Origin of the sequence: Paenibacillus piri, from assembly GCF_004354045.1 — a bacterium.
GTDB classification, from domain to species: domain Bacteria; phylum Bacillota; class Bacilli; order Paenibacillales; family NBRC-103111; genus Paenibacillus_S; species Paenibacillus_S piri.
On sequence record NZ_SMRT01000029.1, the window covers coordinates 37667 to 56162 of the forward strand.

Below are 18496 nucleotides of genomic sequence, written 5' to 3' on the forward strand. Positions count from 1 at the left end.
TCAGGGCTGTTTTTTGTCTTTAACCGCGATCTGAAACGTTGGTGATTGGGCAATCGTTTGCTGCTTTTCATCGATGACGCGCACCTGCACGTCCAGCGTTCCCGGCTTGCTTAACAATTCCTTGGGAACGGTGGCGGTCAGTCTGTCCTCGGACTGCCAGGTCGTTTGCAGCTGCGTGCCGTTGACGAATACGAAGCTGCCCAGCCCATAACGGCCGCCTGTGACGGTTAGGGTCGTTTTCATGAAGTCGGGTACGACCCCGCCCTGCAGCGGGAGAGACTCCGGAAAGACGGATCGGATCGCCGGTTCTCCGTAGCCCAGTGTGAATGAAGGCGCCAATGGGGTACTGTCCGCAGCGCCGTAAGGCGAATCGCCGGTTGCCGTACCGGCCAAAATACGCTGCTGCCACCCTTCATACTCGGCCAGATCGGCCTCGTTGATGCGCATCGCTTCATAATACGATTTGGGCGGAATGACCGGTATTTGCTTCGACAAGGCAGATAAATAGTCCGTGTAGGCACTGCCTTTCAGCTTTGCCAAATTCAAAATATAAGGGCTTAAGAAAGAAGGGCTCATATATAAGCTTTCTTTGCCCTCCGGCAAGTAATTGTTCCAGATGAGCAGCGGGACATTATGCATTTTTTGCAAAAAATCCGGATCGTCCTCGCCGTGAATATATTGGGTCTCCCGGTAAACGTAGTAGTCTTTTTCCAAATGCGGCAAATGATCGCCAAAGAAAACGAGAATCGTCGGCTCCTTGACCCGGCTGAAGTGCTCGACTAGTTCCTTCAGCATGTTGTCGGCGCCGCTTGCGCCCTGCGCATAAGTTTCAAGAATGGACAGCGCTTCGTCCGATGCCTTTCCTTTGATATCAATCGTATTGCGTTTGAATTTATTCGACCAATAATGATAGTGATTTTCCATTGTATTGGCAAAAATAAAATCGGGCCCGGCGCTTCGCGCGCTTTCTTCAATAATTCGCTTGGCTACGGCATGATCGCCGATGTAAGGGCCTACATATTCGTTCGGGTTGAAAAATTCAAGACTGATATAATTGGAAAAGCCGAACCGCCGGTACACATTGGAGCTGTCAAAATACCAATGATGAAACGGGGTAATTGCCGTAGCGGTATAACCTTGCCGTGACAATATGCTGGCAAGCGAATCGACATCCTGCTTGACAACGGTTTCATAAGCAATGGAATCATCCGGGAGGAAACGCATCGAATTGCCGGTCAGCACCTCGAACTCGACGTTGGCAGTTCCGCCTCCGAACTGGGGCGAAAGCATGTGGCCGCTTGTGTACTTCTCAGCAAGCGCGTGATAGGTCGGGATCGGGTCGCGGCTGAAAGTCAGCCCTTCGATTTGCGTAGGGTCCCAGAAAGCTTCGCTTAGTATGACAATGACATTGGGGTCGCGGTTCAACTCCTCATGCGTCCAATTCACCTCAGGCGGTTGAAAAGGGACGGGAGGCCGCGGATCGTTTCCCGGCCCGGAGGCCCGGATCAGCATCAGCACGACAGCGGCCGCTAATAGCGCAGCCGAACGGATAGGGTAGCGGTTGTTGATCCACATTCGATAGGCACGGCTCCTGTTCCGAGGCAATTGTTCTCATTATAGCACGGAGCCGTCCGCCGCTTAAATCTTTTTTGACAACACATCTATTGGAAGTGCTTCAAATAATCGTCGAGGTCAAAAGGCTTATCGAACGCGACGCTGGCTCCGCACGAGATGGCCATTTCGACATCTACGGCATGAATACCGGAAGAATATGCGATAATCCGCGTGTTGGGGCTTGTACTCTTTATATGCTTCATGAGCTCGAATCCATCCATGGACGGCAGCCGCAGATCGAGCGAAACGATATCCGGGAGCGTGGAATGAAAGGTGGATAGCACATCGGGTCCGTTGTTAACTTCGACGACGACTTCGTGACCGACAGAGGTCAGTACGGTTCTTAATAAATAGCGGATTGAATCGTATTGCTCGGCAACCATTACTTTTGCCATTTCAACTTCAGTATCTCCTTCCGGGAGAAGGCGCATGCCGGTCAACCGACAGGCATTTCCATATTTAGTGCATGAGCACCTTTATCAGTGTAAATCAAAACTCCTAATATTTCATTAAAAGTTTTGGAAATTAACATAAAATAGGTCTAAATACTTAAATTATAACAAAGAAAAATCGGGTTTTTACGGCTGGTCCATGTCGATTTCAGGCGAAGTCGCGCATGGGCTGCAGTTCCGGTTCCGAACGGTTCGACCCGTTCAAAATCCCATTGACTCCGTTTGCCCCATACTCTAAAGTTACAAACATACGCTTATAAAATGCCGTTTGCCGGCGGCGAATTTCAACAGGAGCGAGAGAGGAGCGATCAGGTGAGACGCAAAATACCGCTCAACGATTATACGCGGCTGCTGTCCGCTTATTTAAAGCCGCAGCGCAAAAGCATTATCGGGCTGTCTATTTTACTGCTGGCAGGGATCGGGATGCAGCTCGTTAACCCGCAAATTATCCGCTATTTTATTGATACGGCCAATATCCAGAGCAGCATGGAGCCGCTTTGGTATGCGGCCGGCTTGTTCATCGCCGTTTCGCTCGCGCATCAGGGGATCACCGTGGCGGCAACCTACATAGGAGAAAATGTGGGCTGGATCGCGACCAACAAGCTGCGCGGCGACGTGGCTGCCCATTGCATGAAGCTCGATATGTCCTTTCACAAATCGCATACGTCCGGGGCCATTATCGAACGGGTGGACGGCGATATTAACAATCTGGCCAACTTTTTTTCCAATTTTGTCGTATCCCTGCTCAGCAATTTGCTCTTAGTGGCCGGAATGCTCGTTCTGCTGTTTCGGGAAGGCTGGCTGGTCGGCGTCAGCATGACCTTGTTCGTATTGTTTGCGATCTATGCGATCCAGTATATCCGGCAGTTCGCCGTGCCTCACTGGAGCAACATGCGGGCGATGAGCTCGCGGTTTTACGGTTTTCTCGGCGAGCATCTGGAGGGGACCGAAGATACCCGCGCCAATGGCGCTACCGGATATGTAATGTACCGTTTCCATATGCTGATCCGCGAATGGCTGCCTCTGCGTATCAAAGCGTTCTTCGGCTGGGCATCAATGTGGATTACGACGCTGCTCGTGTTTACGATCGGCAGCGCGATCGCTTTCGCGATAACTGCGCTGCTGTGGAGGCAGGGGGCCATGACGATCGGTACCGTGTACATGATTTTTTATTATACCGAATTGATGGCCAAACCGATTGAGAAAATACGGACTGAAATGGAAGATTTGCAAAAGGCGGACGCCAGCATTGTGCGAATCCGCGAGCTGCTGCAGACGGAATCGGCGATCCGCGACGGCGTTGGGGTGCCGCTCCCGTCCGGCCCGCTGACCGTCGGCTTCAACAGTGTGGAGTTCGGCTACGAGGATGAGCTGACCACACTGCAGGGAATCGATTTTCGCCTGGAAAAGGGCAAGGTGCTCGGCGTGCTGGGCAGAACCGGCAGCGGGAAGACGACGCTGGCCCGGCTGCTGCTGCGGTTTTACGACCCGCGTATGGGGGCGATTTGCCTGGACGATATCGATATCCGCGATACGACGCTGCACGACTTGAGGGGCCGCGTAGGGCTGGTGACGCAACACATTGAAATCTTTCAAGGCACGGTCCGTGACAATCTGACTTTATTTCAAGACGGTATCCCGGACCGGAACATTATCGAAGTGCTGGAGGAGCTTGGTCTCGGCGATTGGTATCACGCTCTGCCTTCAGGGCTGGACAGCCGGCTGGAGTCCGGCGGCGGCGGATTGTCGGCCGGTGAGGCGCAGCTTATCTCGTTCGCGCGCGTGTTTTTATCGGATCCCGGGCTTATTATTTTGGATGAAGCGTCCTCGCGGCTCGATCCGGCGACCGAGCAAAAGATGGAGAAGGCGATTAACCGGCTGCTCGTTAACCGCACCTGTATTATTATCGCTCACAGGCTCGCGACGATTCAGCGGGCGGACAGCATCCTGATTCTGGAGGAAGGGCGGATGATAGAATACGGAGATCGGACGCGGCTGGCCGCCGATACGCGCTCCCGCTACAATTATATGCTGCAGGTGGGAATGGAGGAGATGCTGGCGTGAGTACGTTCGCTTTTTTATTCAAACTGACCCGCTACCGAATAGGCTTATATTTGCTTAACGCCATCGCCTGGTCGCTCATTTATTTGGCGCCGATCGCTCCTGGCTGGATTACGAAACAGTTTTTCGACACGCTGTCCGGCAACGCCGTCTACGGGTTCAGCGTCGGAGCGTTAATCGCGCTGCTGATCGCTTCGGCACTCGCTCGGGTTACGATGATTTTATTCGGTTTTGTAACAGACGTAAACTTCCGGTTTCGCGTCGGCTCGCTGCTGCGCCGCAATATGCTCAGCCGTATATTGAAGGAGCCGGGCGCGAAGGCGATTCCATGCTCGCCCGGGGAGGCGATCAGCAATTTCCGTGACGATGTGGATCAGGTGGAGGAGACGGTCAGCTGGTCCGTCGATTCGTTCGGCATGACGATATTCGCGGCGGTTTCTTTCTATATCCTGTACGGCATCAGTGCGACCATGACGCTGTGGGTGTTTTTGCCGCTTGTGCTCGTCGTGACGATCGCGCAAGCCTCGACGACGCTGCTGCAAAAATTCCGCGCGGCCAGCCGGGAGGCGACAAGTCAGGTGACCGGGGCGATCAGCGAAATGTTCAGCAGCGTGCAATCGATTCAGATCGCCAGCGCGGAGGAACGGGTCATTGCGCGTTTCCGGCAGCTGAACGATAACCGGCGCCAGGCGATGCTGAAGGATAAGCTGCTGACGCAGACGCTCGATTCGGTGTTTTCGAATGCGGTCAATATCGGTACGGGCTTTATTTTGCTGCTGGCCGCGCAGTCGATGCGCGACGGCAGCTTTACGGTCGGCGACTTCGCGCTGTTCGTCTATTACTTGACGTTCGTGACGCAGTTCATTCAAAACTTCGGCAAGTTTTTGACATATTTCAAGCAGAGCACGGTTGCCAAGGAAAGGCTCGCTTCGTTGGTTCAGGGAGCGGAGGAAACGATATTGACCGAGTCGCATCCGCTTTATTTGCGGGGCGAGCTGCCGGCGCCAGGGATGGAAACGGATGGTGCACAAGGCGATTCGCGGGGCGGAACGGCTGCCCGGCAAGCGGAGCGCAATGGAGCGCCGTCAACTGCGAAAGAAGGGCCACAAGCGAAGGGGACGGCGGGGGCGAACGCCGTGTCGGGCGGTCCGGCGGCAGAGAGGGCGGCAGGCGGACCGGCTGTTCGCCCGGTCGGACGGCATTCATCCACGTCCGGTAAGCAGGGGGGCATCCCTCTGCTGGAGGTGGACGGATTGACGTACCGGTATCCGGAAACCGGCCGCGGTATCGAACGGATCAGCCTGCGCGTACCGGCCGGCTCCTTTACGGTCATAACCGGCCGTATCGGCTCCGGTAAAACGACGCTCGTCCGCACGCTGCTGGGACTGCTCCCGAAGGATGAGGGGGATATTCGCTGGAACGGCGAAACGATCGCAAAACCCGGCGACTTCTTCGTCCCGCCGCACAGCGCATACACCCCGCAGGTGCCGCGCCTGTACAGCGACACGCTGAAAAACAACATCCTCCTCGGACTGGAGGAGGATGAAGCGCGGCTTGAGGCGGCCGTATACGCCGCCGTACTGGAGCCGGACATTGCCGCGTTGCAGCACGGCATGGATACCGTCATCGGACCGCGCGGCGTGAAGCTGTCCGGCGGTCAGGCGCAGCGGACGGCAGCTGCGCGCATGTTCGTCCGCGAGGCGGAGCTGCTCGTGTTCGACGATTTGTCCAGCGCGCTGGACGTCGACACCGAGCGCAAGCTGTGGGAGCGGCTGTACGAGCACAGGCCGGCAACATGTCTCGTTATTTCACATCGCAAGACGGCCCTCGCGCATGCCGACACGATCATCGTGCTGAAGGATGGCCGCGTAGAGGCCGAAGGAACGCTTGAGCAGCTGCTTGAATCGAGCGAAGAGCTGCGGCATTTGTGGAATCGCGAGGATGAAGGCTGAAGCATCGGAAGCGTTAGCCGTCTGAAGAAAGTAAGGCAGCGCGAGCCGTTTGCCGCAAGTTTGGCAGCGGCCTTTGCGGACACGGTATGGCTGAACGGCATCGGGTCAGAAACTGTAAGGAGCCGGATGAAATCAAGACTCCGTGAAAGGCTATTTGGAACTCACAAAAGAAAAGGGCAGGGCCGACACGGCCTTGTCCTTTTCTTTGCAGTTCATGATAGAAACGTATCTTGATCGTGGATATAACCATTGTCGCTCGATCCGGAACGGTTCGTATTTCCCGGGGAAGCGCAGCAGACGACACAATATTCGTCTTTCCGCGCCGCGTTGACGCCATATCCATTCACGTATCGACATTTGGGATCTGTAACGCGACGTGGGTCAGCAAAGCCCGGCTCCTCCATGAAGGAACGGTGAAAGAACGAGATGAGACTAACCGCTAATAACCGGCAAGCAGCCGTTCCATCCTCGCTTCCGTAGGTGTGCCGGGCATCGGCGTATACACGCAGCAGCGTAGATCGGCTCGGGCGTATACCTGAAAGGAGGTCAGTTCAAATTTCATATTCCCGGCGCGCGGATGGTTCAATTCGCGCTGCGTTCTCGGCTCGGCAGGCAGCTCGCTGTTGTGCCACAGCCGTCGGAAGAGCGGATTCATCTGGCCGCAATGCTCGATAAATTCGCCATACCACGGATCGCCGCGGTACTGGGTCTCATAATTTCTTAGAATCGTTAAGAAATCGTTTGCGAAATCTTCCCAATTGACCACCATATCGCGAATTTCCTTTTTCATAAAGGCAAGCCACACCATGTTCCGCTCCTCCCGGCTGAATGTGCCGATCGTGCCGAACATCGTGCCGGCCGCCTTGTTCCATCCGATAATGTCGCACCGCCGGTCGGCTATGAACGCCGGACACGGGTTCAAATAGTCGAGTATCCGCTGCAGGGTCGGGTCGATGACCGCAGGCGTTTCGCTGAACAGCGATGAGGTTTGCCGGGAAGCCAGCGTAAATAAATAGCTGCGGCCTTCGGTATTTAACTGCAGCGCAGCGGCGATCCGGTTCAGCGCCTGGGGCGGGACATGTATTTCCTTGCCCTCTTCCAGCCACGTGTACCAGATTGTGCTCACGCCCGCCAGCTGTGCGACTTCCTCGCGGCGCAGTCCCGGCGTTCGTCTGCCGCCCGGCAAGCCTGCTGCGTCAGGCGGCAGACTGGTGCGCGAAGCTTTTAAAAAATCGGCAAGCGTATGTAGTCGTTCAACGTCGATTAAGGTCAAATGATGTCACTCCATTTTTAGTCGTAAAAATGATTATAAAAGATGCGAAGGCAAAACACAATCTATATTCAACAGAAGGCTATATAACAATTTTAATAATCGGATAAATAGGGCTGTATCGTATGTTTTTCGGACCATTCAGACGTTTCAGCGCCCGTGACGCGACACCCGCCGCATTCAGTCCCGAATTCGGTTGTTTATTTTGGCCGGCTTCTGGTTTACAATGACGATGAAAACCCGAGAGGGATTGGAGGCTGTCATGTATGGATTACAGAGGGTTGCAGGAAGCATTGGAATACGGTACTCGAGCTGCGTCCGGCAAGCAGGCGCTGTTCGGGGAGGGGCATGCTGCCCATAAATGGCAGGAGATCAAGCAATCGGCCTATTACCGGGAGCTGCTGCAGGAAGTCGTAGCAACCGGCGAGCTGCTGCTTAACGAACCGATCATCGCTTTGCCGTATTCGCAGTATAAAATATTCGACGAAACCGGTTCCAGAATCGAATACGAGCGCGCCTATTTTGCCCGCAGACAAAGGCTGAACACGTTTGCCATCCTTTCGATGACGTACGGAGAGCCCCGCTACATAGAAGCATTGGAAAATAGTATATGGGCGATTTGCGACGAATACACGTGGTGCTTGCCGGCCCATCTGAACGGAACGTCGATCTCCGTCGTCGAAAATATAAACGGGCATACGCAAGGCATGGGCGAATTGAGAGCCAAAGTGAGGGAGCACCGCCGGGTAGTCGATTTATTTGCGTCCGAGACGGGGTTTGCCTTAACGGAGATCGTCAGCATGCTGGAGGACAAGCTGGCGCCTCTCATCGTTTACCGGGCGAGAAAAGAGGTCAAGGAACGCATACTGGACCCGTTCTGCGAATTGAATGCGTCGTTCCACTGGGAGCGGTTGACGATGAACTGGGCGGCCGTTTGCGGGGCGGGCGTCGGGGCGGCGGCGATGTATTTAATCGAGGACGACGCGATGCTCGCACCTATTGTTCAGCGCTTGATTGCCACGATGGACTGCTTTCTGAGCGGCTTTCAGGAGGATGGGGCGTGTACAGAAGGGATTGCTTATTGGAATTACGGGTTCGGTTTTTTTGTTTATTTTGCCGAGCTGCTGAAGCAGCGCACGGGTGGAAAGGTCGATTTGATGCAGGGGGAGAAAATAAAGCAAATCGCGCTTTTTCAGCAAAAAAGCTATTTGACCGGTGATTATACCGTCAGCTTTTCGGATGCTTCATTGCGATCTGCCTACCAATTGGGGCTGACGCATCATTTGAAAAAACGGTATCCGGAGCTGGAAGTGCCGCATGTGAAATACCGCGCCGGCTTCAACGACGACCACTGCTACAGATGGGCGCATGCGATCCGGAATTTGGTGTGGAGCGACAGCGGGCAGGAGAGCGCCGATTGGGGGGAAGCATTTTATTACCTGCAAGATTCGCAGATGCTGGTCAGCCGGAAAGGTGACGCGGAGCGCATGGTATGTTTTGCCGCCAAAGGAGGGCATAACGATGAGCCGCACAACCAGAACGATATCGGGAGCTTTATTTTGCATGTGAACGGCGAGACGCTGCTAACTGATCCGGGTGCCGGACAATATACGAAGCAGTATTTCGGCAAGGAGAGGTACACGTTTATTTGCAATGGGTCTCATGGACATTCCGTGCCGGTTATCGCAGGGGGCTATCAGCTTCAGGGTGAGGAGCATCGGGCGCAAATTATGGAGGCGGATTCTTCTGAAGGGAAGGACAGCTTTGTACTGGATATTGCGAAAGCCTATGGCAATGACAGTTTGCAGTCGCTCATCCGCAGCTTCACGTTTGACAAAAACGGACGGTTAACCGTCCAGGACCGTTTTAAATTTGCTCAACCGACGGCGGTAACGGAAAGGTTCGTTTCCTATATAGAGCCGGTAGTGCTTCCGGACGGGCGAATTCGTATACAAGGAAAGAACGGCATCGAGCTCCTGTATGACGCGAACAAGCTGGCCAGCGCAATCCAATGCGTCGATTTCGTTAATCACCAATCGGAAAACGTGCAGCTGTACTTGATCGATCTGACACTCAAATCGCCCGCGGTCGAGGAGCAGTTAACAATCCGCGTCGAGTTGATTTGACGAACGGCGAATTTTCGAAGTTTTCGGGTAAAAACGCCATTTTAGGGTAATGGTAATATAAGGAACGCGGATTGCCGCTTTCCGGCATCTCTAAATTGAAGCAAAGGAGAGATAGGCATGAGCAGAGGCATTCAGTCTTATTTCCATACCGAAAATGAAGCGGAAGATGTTAGAGTACTGCTGGCAAAATATGATACAGACATGCTTGAGGTCGGGATCAGGGACGATGGCACAAGAAGGAACGGCCGGACGCTGATCTTTCCGTTAGCGGCGGACATTACCCCGAATGGTACCGGAGCCACCATGGCCGGTGCGACGGCCGCCGTCACGGACAATGGCGCAGGCTTGGCGCCGCTCCTTGGGGCTGATGATTTGGACGGAGGAAGCGACGAATGGGATCGGCTGCATTATGTGTTGTCGGTGCGGGTGAACGATTCGGACTACGAAGAGGTCGTTCATTTGATCCGGCGCAACGGGGGCTATGTGGCAAGACCGGATTGAAAAGCAAAAACAGGCTGACGATCACTGCTTAAAAGAAAACAAAGTAACCTGCAGCATTCCACACGAGGCGTGCCGCAGGTTCTTTGTTTTGTTCACTCCATATATTCCAACATAAAAAAACATATACAAAAATAAACAAACATATGTTAATATAAAAATATCATAAAACAACATTTTCAAAAATCATTCGGGAGGAAATCAACAATGCCATCCAATTTATGGGACAACAAACAAGCTTCACAACTTGCCGAAGGGCTGGACGAGCTCGTTTACCGTTCCAATCTGCTCGGAACGGACCGTTCGGTTGCGAACTGGGGCGGCGGCAACACTTCGATGAAAACGACGATTACCGACTTCCGCGGCAAACCTGTCGAGGTTATGTGGGTGAAGGGCAGCGGCTCAGATTTGGCGACGATGAAAGCGGGCAATTTTACCGGCTTGCGGATGGACGATATTCGTCCTTTATTCGAAAGGGAAGCGATGAGCGACGAGGAAATGGTCGCTTACCTGGGACACTGCATGGTTGACAGCAAGCATCCGCGCGCTTCAATCGAGACGCTGCTGCATGCGTTTCTGCCGTTCAAGCATGTCGACCATACGCATCCGGATGCGATTATCAGCTTATGCTGCGCGGATAACGGAAAGGAACTGGCCAAGGAGATTTACGGCGACCGTTTTGTATGGGTGCCCTATATTCGTCCCGGCTTCAGCCTGTCGCGGATGATTGCCCAGGGCGTGCTTGCGAATCCGAAGGCGGAGCTGGTGCTGATGGAGAAGCACGGGCTCGTCACATGGGGAGATACGTCGGAGGCAAGCTATTTAAAAACGATTGCGATTATTCAAGAAGCGGAGAACTTCATCGAAGCCCGGGTAAATATGGATTCGCTGTACGGCGGTGCGAAGCATCGGGCGCTGTCGGCTGAAGCGAGAAGAGATATCGCAGTTCAGGTGATGCCGGTCATACGCGGTGCGGTCAGCGAAGAGAAGAAGATGATCTTGACCTACGACGACTCCGACGACGTACTGCAATTTGTCAACAGCCGCGATGCGGCAAGCTTGTCCCAGGTCGGCGCGGCTTGTCCCGATCATCTGGTACATACGAAGATGAAGCCGCTGTTCGTGGAATGGGACCCGGCAGCGGGCGATGCGGCATCTTTGGCCGAAGCGGTAAAAAGCGGCGTCGCGGCGTATAAAGCCGAATATGAAGCTTATTTCGAACGCAACCGCAGCGACGGCGATCAAATGTTCGAAGCGGCGCCGCGCGTCATTCTAATTCCGGGTATCGGCATGATCAATACGGGCAAAAGCTGGGCCATGTCCAAAGTAAGCGGCGCTTTGTACCACCGTGCTATCGCCGTCATGCGCGGCTCGACGGCGCTGGGCCGGTTCGTATCGCTCAGCGAAAACGAATCGTACAACGTGGAATATTGGCCGCTGGAGCTGTATAAGCTGACCTTGGCGCCGGCGGAAGCGGAGTTTTCCCGCAAGGTCGCCTTCATTACGGGCGGCGCCGGCGGAATCGGCAGCGCGTCTTGCCGCCGCCTGCTGCAGGAGGGCGCGCATGTCGTTATTGCCGACCTGAACATCGAAGGCGCGCAAAAGCTGGCGCAGGAGCTGAACGAACGGTACGGCGAAGCGAGAGTTGCAGCGGTGAAGATCGATGTGACCGACGAGGAGCAGGTCGCCGAAGCGTTCCGGCAAACGGTGCTGACATACGGCGGCGTCGATATCGTTGTAAACAATGCGGGGCTGGCCACTTCAAGTCCGTTTGACCAGACGTCGCTCAAGGAATGGAACCTGAACATGAACGTGTTGGCTACCGGCTATTTCCTGATCGCCAGAGAAGCGTTCCGTCTGATGAAGCAGCAATCGATTGGCGGCAGCATGGTGTTTGTCGGCTCGAAAAATTCGATTTATGCGGGTAAAAACGCTTCCGCTTACAGCACGGCCAAGGCGGCGGAGGTGCATCTGGCCCGCTGCATCGCATCGGAAGGCGGGGAGTTCGGCATTCGCGTCAATTCCGTTTTGCCGGATGCAATTCTGCAGGGCTCGGCGATCTGGAACTCCGGCTGGCGTAATGAAAGAGCCGCGGCATACGGCATCGAGCCGGATCAGCTGGAGGAATATTACCGCAAAAGAACGACACTGCTCGTCAACATTTACCCGCAGGATATCGCCGAGGCGATTGCTTTCTTCGCTTCCTCCAAGGCGGATAAAACGACCGGCTGCATGATGACGGTCGACGGCGGCGTTCCGGCGGCTTTTACCCGGTAAGGCTTCGGCTTCACCCGCGCGTCCACCCGATGGAAGAGGGAACGGACGCGCGGTTCAATTGATGTGAGACCTTTTATGATGTGAAACCTTTTATCAGGAGGCGAACCAATGACAACCGATCACGCAAAAGGCCGCACGGCCTGGTATGTTCCCGACGCTTATATTCCTCCGCACAGCAGCGGAGAGCTGGAGAGTCACGAATCGATCTGCGTATTGAATTGCATGGAAGAGGATGCAAGCATTGCAATAACCGTATATTTTGAAGACAGGGACCCGATTGAACATATCGAGGTGACGGTTCCCGCCCGCCGTACCCGGCACATCCGTACGAGTTCGCTTGCCAAAGACGGGCAAACGATTCCTGTCGGCGTGCCTTACGCGTTTAGCCTGGAAAGCTCCGTGCCGATTGTTGTGCAGTACAGCCGCCTGGATGCGACCCAGCCGGCCAATGCGCTCATGACGGCAATCGGCTACTTCGGTTAAGGAGACGGGATGACTGCCAGAGCAATGCCAGTCGTACCTGACGGGAAAAAGCATTCATTATTTGGGAGAGGGGTATTGGACAATGACTTTGCAGGACCGCGCTTATGCCGTATTTGAGGAGCAGCAAAAAAATCGGGGCATCGATCTCGAGCATGTAAAAAGCAAGCTGAAATCGATCGAGGTGGAAACGCCTTCATGGGGTTATGGGGATTCCGGAACGCGCTTCAAAGTGTTCAAGCAGGAAGGAGTGCCGCGCGATCCGTTCGAAAAATTCGAGGATGCCGCACAGGTGCATAAGCTGACGGGTATTTGTCCTTCGGTTGCCATCCACATCCCGTGGGATAAAGTGGACGATTACGACAAATTGAAGCGGCATGCCGCATCGCTCGGCGTGCGGATCGGGGCGGTCAATCCGAACCTGTTTCAGGAGGACGATTACATATTCGGCAGCGTGACCAATTCCAACCCGGCCGTTCGCCGCAAAGCGACCGATCATTTGCTGGAATGCGTGCAAATAGCCCGGACGGTCGGCTCGGACGCGCTCAGCCTGTGGTTTGCGGACGGCACGAACTATCCGGGCCAGGCGGATATCCGCAAACGCAAAGCATGGATGCAGGAAGCGCTGACCGAAATGTATCAGGCGATGGATCCGGCCATGCGGATGCTGATCGAATACAAGTTTTTCGAGCCGGCCTTTTACCATACCGATCTGGCCGACTGGGGCATGGCTTTCAACCTGGCGAACAAGCTGGGACCGCAAGCGCAGGTGCTGGTCGATACGGGACATCATCCGCAGGGGACGAATGTCGAACATATCGTCGCTTATTTGCTTGACGAGGAGAAGCTCGGCGGGTTCCATTTCAACAGCCGCAAGTACGCCGATGACGATCTGATCGTCGGTTCCGCCAATCCTTACGAGCTGTTCCTTATTTTTTATCAAATTCTCGAGGCCGCTGCGGATACGAATGCCGGGGTACGCCGCACCGCCGACCATATCGCCTACATGATCGACCAAAGCCATGCGATCGAGCCGAAAATTCCGGCTATGCTGCGTTCCGTCTTGAACGTGCAAACGCAATATGCCAAAGCGCTGCTCGTCAATTTCGACGAGGTACGAGAGGCGCAGGCGCGCCAGGATGTGCTGGGCGCGGAAGACGCCGTCCGTTCGGCCTACGAAATCGACGTCACGCCGCTTCTCGTCGCGCTGCGCGAGGAGCAAGGATTGCCTGCCGATCCGATGAAGGCTTATTTGCAGAGCGGCTACGGCGAAAGCATCCTGCCGCGTGGCAAAGGCGGGGCCAGCTGGTGAGCCGCGCCGCTTGCGCGGCGGCGACTGCGCTTGCGTTCGACCTGGGTGCGAGCAGCGGGCGGGCCGTTATCGGGAAGCTGGAGCCGATTGATTCGGGCGATGACGGCGATCAGGCGAACACCGGAGCCGGCGCCCCGGGACCGGCAGTTGCCCGCCGTCTGACTGTCGAGGAGGTCCACCGGTTCCCGAATGATCCGGTACAGGTGGGCAGGCACCTGCACTGGGATATTTTGCGCCTGCTTCATGAAATCAAGCAGGGCATTGTCAAGGCGCGGCATGCGGGGCATCATGCCATCGACAGTCTGGCCATCGACTCGTGGGCGGTCGATTTCGGTTTGCTGGACGCCTCGGGCCAGCTGCTCAGCAATCCGCGCCACTACCGTGACCATCAGACCGACGGCCTGATGGAGGAGGTCGGCACGCTGATCGGCCGCGAGCCGCTGTTTGCCAAGACCGGCATCCAATTTTTGCCGTTTAATACGATCTATCAGCTGTATGCGTTGAAGAAGCGCGGGTCCGTACAGCTGCAGCAGGCCGACAAGCTGCTGATGATTCCGGACCTGCTCCGCTATTTCCTGACGGGCGTCATGATGAGCGAGAGCACGAACGCATCGACAACGCAGCTGCTGAATGCGCGAACCGGCGAATGGGATGCCGGGCTGCTGGAGCGGCTGCAGCTGCAGGCGTCGCTGCTGCTGCCTCCGGTTCCGGCAGGCACCCGCGCAGGCGCGCTGTCTGCAGAGGTATGCGCCGAGCTGGGCGTACCGGCGATCCCGGTTATCGCCGTCGGCGAACACGACACGGCGTCGGCGGTGGCCGCCGTGCCTGCGGCCGAGGAGCATTTCGCGTACTTGAGCTGCGGCACATGGTCGCTGCTCGGTACGGAAGTGAAGGAGCCGGTGCTGAGCCGACAGGCGCTGGACTGGAACTTCACCAATGAAGGCGGCGTGAACGGCACATACCGGCTGCTGCGCAATATTATGGGGCTGTGGCTCGTCCAGGAATGCAAGCGGGCCTGGGATAAGGCCGGACTCAGCCTTTCCTTCCCGCAGCTTGTCGAGCTGGCGGAGCAGGCCGAGCCGTTTGCGGCGTTCATCGATCCGGATGACGCCGGGTTCATGAATCCGGTGCATATGCCGGAGCAAATTCAGGCTTACTGCAGCCGTACGGGACAATACTTGCCGCAGTCGCCGGGCGAAACGATCCGCATCGTCCTGGAAAGCCTGGCGCTTCAATACCGGGTCGTTCTGGAGCGGACCGAGCAGCTTGCCGGCGGCCGGCGCTTCAACGGGCTGCACATGGTCGGCGGCGGCATCAACAACAGGCTGCTGTGCCGGTTTACGGCCAACGCGATCGGGCGCCCGGTCTGGGCAGGGCCGGCGGAAGGTAGTGCGATCGGCAATCTTGTTGTACAATATATGGCATTGGGCCATATATCCGGTATGCAGGAGGCCAGAACGATGATTCGCGCCTCGTTTCCGCCGGATACGTATATGCCGGAGCAGAGCGGAGAGTGGGAGCAGGCTTATGCTGTCTTCCGAAAAATAACGGGTGTATGAACCGGTGAATCGTACCGTTTACGAAATCAGGGACGGCAGCGATCGTAACTGCGATCCTCCTGCACAGCGGGCTTTTTTCATCGGCTTCTGAACGGCCGGATGCCCGGATGGCACAGCCTACATCTTTGAAACAAATGAGGGATTTCGTCATGCTGGTAGCGGAAAGATGGCAAAAAATTATTCAGCTTGTCAATGAACGCGGCAGCATTCGCGTCTCCGAGCTTAGCGCCATATGCGAAGTAACGGAGGAGACGATCCGCCGCGATCTGGATAAGCTGGAGAGCGAAGGCAAGCTGCTGCGCAGTCATGGCGGCGCCATCAGCATGAAGTCGGTCCAGTCGGAAGTACCCTACTTGGAACGGGAAACGACGAATGCGGATGAAAAGCGCCGGATCGCCCAAGAAGCGGTCAGGCAGGTTCTCGAAAACGACCGCATCATTCTCGATGCGAGCTCGTCCGCCTGGTATATGGCGCAGCTGCTGCCGGATATGCCGCTGACCGTGCTTACCAATTCCATTAAAGTCGCGATGGAGCTGAGCGGCAAGGAGAAGGTCAAGGTGATTTCGACCGGCGGCCTGCTGTCTCCGGGGTCGCTTTCATATGTCGGACCGCTGGCCGAGCGTTCGCTTAATACTTATCACGTCGATAAGGCGTTTCTATCCTGCAAAGGATTGCATGTGCAGCGCGGCTTGAGCGAATCGAACGAGCTGCAGGCGCTAATCAAGCAGAAAATGATCAGTATCGCCGACGAAGTTTATATTCTCGCAGACTACAGCAAATTCGGGCAGCAGTCTTTAGCCCATGTGGCGGCGTGGGATGAAATCAGGCATCTGATTACGGACGGGAAGACGGACCCGCAAATATTGGAGCAGCTTGCGGAGCAGTCCGTCGCCGTACATCAAATATGAGCGGATTTCAACGCTTATGACGGGCTCGCGCTTGACGTATAGAAGCAGCCCGAAAAACGAAAAAAGTCTTCGCAACCGCTTGAAACATGCGGGCGCGAAGGCTTTTTCGCTTTGTCGCAGCGAAATGAAAAACGGGACAACACCCTTAAAACGGCGGCATCATCCGAATATTAATTTTTAGATGGAAGGTAAAAGGTTTTCATTTTGCAGTTTAAACATAATTTATATATATATAACAGGGGGACCTCGTTCCCGAATAAAGGAGTGTCTTTTATGAGAAAAAAAATGGTCGCCGGCATTACGGCTGCCGTGCTCGCCTTGGCCGCCGTGCCGGCGGCAGGATATGCAGCCGAGCCTCAAGCGACGTACGCTTGCACTAAAACGGAGGTCACGACACCGGAATACGATTATTTGGCGGCAAGCAATGTGTTCTACGGCTCGGTATTGAATGTGGAGAGCGTATACTTCGACGGAATACCGTATCGTATGGCTACTTTTGTAACCGATACGAGCTTGAAGGGCGCAGGCATCAAAACGGTACTGACGCCGCAGGGCGCAGGCGAGTGCGGCTATACGTTCGAGCAGGGACATAACTATTTGGTATACGCCAACAATCGGCTGGGCCGTCCGGCCGTCAGCGAATCCGACGTATTCGAGGGCGACGAGGCAGCCGCCCGCCTGCAATCGTTGAAGGAATCGAAGCCGACGCCGCTGCCTGATCCAGGCGTGCATCAGGTTACGCTGTATCCGGGTGAGAACGTTAATGTAATCTTTGAAGGGAAGAAGATGCCGGTCACGCCGGCGGCTCTGTACTTTCAAAATTCACTGTACGTGCCGTTAACCTTTTTCAGAGACGTACTTGGCTATATCACGGTGTGGAACGCCGATTTAAACCGCAATGAAATTAGGCTCCGTACGGATTGGGGGGGCGTTGCGGCCAAAGGCGACCCGGCGCAATCGCAATTTACAGGAGGAGGCGGCATACCTGTCGGAACCGAGCCGTTCGTAGCGGGAGTAACCTATTCGGATGTGCAGGCGAAAGTGGACGGAAGCTTGTACCCGCCGGAAAATCAACCGTTCAATTATAACGGCGTCGTCTATGTCGCGCTCAGAAGCACGGCGGAACGGCTGGGGATTCAAGTCAACTGGGTACCGGAAACGAAGACGGCTATTATGAAAGACATTTCGCCGATCGAATCGACGAATCGTCCCGTTTTGACGCTCAAGCTTTCGTCGAATCAGGCCAGCGAGCCGGATTTGATCGTTGACCGTATCGTCGGCGATCAGGCGCAGTACCATTATGACCAACCGCTTCCGTATGGTGAAACGCCGGCGCAAATGACCGCCTCGTTCACGGATTTGGTTAAAGAAACAAACGGCGTGGCCGAACGGAATGTCCGGTTGTTTATTCGGTCCGGAGAACGCGAAAATGAACTCATCGTCACGAACGACTTGATGAAATCGATATTGACGGACCCGGCAATCCGGCTCAGACTGAATTCGGTGCTGGGTACGGACTCGTTCCATTGGCCGGATCATGGCATTATCGGATTGGTTCATATTAGATAAGAAAACCTCTATCGAGGCCTTTCCAAGATGAGCGACCGCGATTTAAAGGTAGGTTTTCTGATATGAACGAGGTCTGTCAAGAGCGTCTCTTGAAGCTCCCCGTTTTTTTGAATTTTGAATAAAAAGTAACTCTTTGTGATGCTTTACATGGAGGGGCGGGTATGATAGGCTCATTGGCCTATGGCGATGAAGTGAACAACGTAATCGCTCTCTCGCCAGGATGTCATACCCGCAGAGGCTCCATGTCAAGCATTACAAAGTTCCGCTTAAAGGCTGAGCGTGAAGGCAAAAATCTTTTCGACGTTGAGCATTCTGATATACGTGGGTTGGTTACACACATTTTATCTCTCCGTCTGAGGAGTCTCCAACGAACTTGGTAGCGCGCGTTCCGTGCTCGCACTTTAGCGCAAAGAAAAGA

The 18496-nt window shown here is 55.0% G+C and carries 13 protein-coding genes; 10 read left to right on the top strand and 3 right to left on the bottom strand.

Features of this window, described 5'->3' with window-relative positions; genetic code table 11:
• Positions 1–1575: a sulfatase-like hydrolase/transferase gene (locus E1757_RS33190; protein WP_133236362.1), complete on the bottom strand. Its 1575-nt coding sequence runs from the start codon at positions 1573–1575 to the stop codon at positions 1–3.
• A gap of 86 nt (positions 1576–1661) precedes the next feature.
• Entirely contained in the window at positions 1662–2009 is a 348-nt protein-coding gene (locus tag E1757_RS33195; RefSeq protein ID WP_165972394.1) for a response regulator, read from the bottom strand.
• Between the two features lie 318 nt (positions 2010–2327).
• Between E1757_RS33195 and E1757_RS33200 the strand changes: the two genes are divergently transcribed.
• Together E1757_RS33200 and E1757_RS33205 are read left to right on the top strand one after the other, a co-directional pair.
• Entirely contained in the window at positions 2328–4130 is a 1803-nt protein-coding gene (locus tag E1757_RS33200; RefSeq protein ID WP_133236366.1) for an ABC transporter ATP-binding protein, read from the top strand.
• Entirely contained in the window at positions 4127–6079 is a 1953-nt protein-coding gene (locus E1757_RS33205; protein ID WP_133236368.1) for an ABC transporter ATP-binding protein, read from the top strand. The genes E1757_RS33200 and E1757_RS33205 overlap by 4 nt, the downstream gene beginning before the upstream one ends.
• 439 nt (positions 6080–6518) lie before the next feature.
• On the opposite strand, the gene E1757_RS33210 is transcribed toward E1757_RS33205, so the two are convergent.
• Complete coding sequence (locus tag E1757_RS33210; RefSeq protein WP_133236370.1) at positions 6519–7352, bottom strand: helix-turn-helix transcriptional regulator; 834 nt, start codon at positions 7350–7352, stop codon at positions 6519–6521.
• A gap of 263 nt (positions 7353–7615) precedes the next feature.
• Here E1757_RS33210 and E1757_RS33215 point away from each other — a divergent pair, with 263 nt between their 5' ends.
• The 8 genes from E1757_RS33215 to E1757_RS33250 all read left to right on the top strand — a co-directional run bounded on the left by E1757_RS33215 (position 7616) and on the right by E1757_RS33250 (position 18078).
• Positions 7616–9475 carry a heparinase II/III domain-containing protein gene (locus E1757_RS33215; RefSeq protein ID WP_133236372.1) on the top strand — a complete coding sequence of 620 codons (1860 nt, stop codon included), beginning with the start codon at positions 7616–7618 and terminating at the stop codon, positions 9473–9475.
• A gap of 117 nt (positions 9476–9592) precedes the next feature.
• Complete coding sequence (locus E1757_RS33220) at positions 9593–9976, top strand: hypothetical protein (RefSeq protein ID WP_133236374.1); 384 nt, start codon at positions 9593–9595, stop codon at positions 9974–9976.
• 204 nt (positions 9977–10180) lie between these two features.
• Complete coding sequence (locus E1757_RS33225; RefSeq protein WP_133236376.1) at positions 10181–12250, top strand: bifunctional aldolase/short-chain dehydrogenase; 2070 nt, start codon at positions 10181–10183, stop codon at positions 12248–12250.
• A 108-nt stretch (positions 12251–12358) separates the two neighbouring features.
• Positions 12359–12733 carry a sensory rhodopsin transducer gene (locus tag E1757_RS33230; RefSeq protein ID WP_133236378.1) on the top strand — a complete coding sequence of 125 codons (375 nt, stop codon included), beginning with the start codon at positions 12359–12361 and terminating at the stop codon, positions 12731–12733.
• Positions 12734–12821: 88 nt separating this feature from the next.
• A complete protein-coding gene (rhaI, locus tag E1757_RS33235; RefSeq protein WP_133236390.1) occupies positions 12822–14042 on the top strand; it encodes an L-rhamnose isomerase in 1221 nt (406 codons plus the stop codon).
• Positions 14036–15601, top strand: coding sequence for a rhamnulokinase (locus E1757_RS33240; protein WP_425464880.1), 1566 nt, complete (start codon positions 14036–14038; stop codon positions 15599–15601). The genes rhaI and E1757_RS33240 overlap by 7 nt, the downstream gene beginning before the upstream one ends.
• A gap of 149 nt (positions 15602–15750) precedes the next feature.
• Positions 15751–16509 (top strand): DeoR/GlpR family DNA-binding transcription regulator, encoded by a 759-nt coding sequence (locus tag E1757_RS33245; RefSeq protein WP_133236382.1) that lies wholly within the window; start codon positions 15751–15753, stop codon positions 16507–16509.
• Between the two features lie 273 nt (positions 16510–16782).
• Positions 16783–18078, top strand: a complete 1296-nt coding sequence (locus tag E1757_RS33250; RefSeq protein WP_133236384.1) for a stalk domain-containing protein — start codon at positions 16783–16785, stop codon at positions 18076–18078.
• Positions 18079–18496 lie beyond the last annotated feature (418 nt).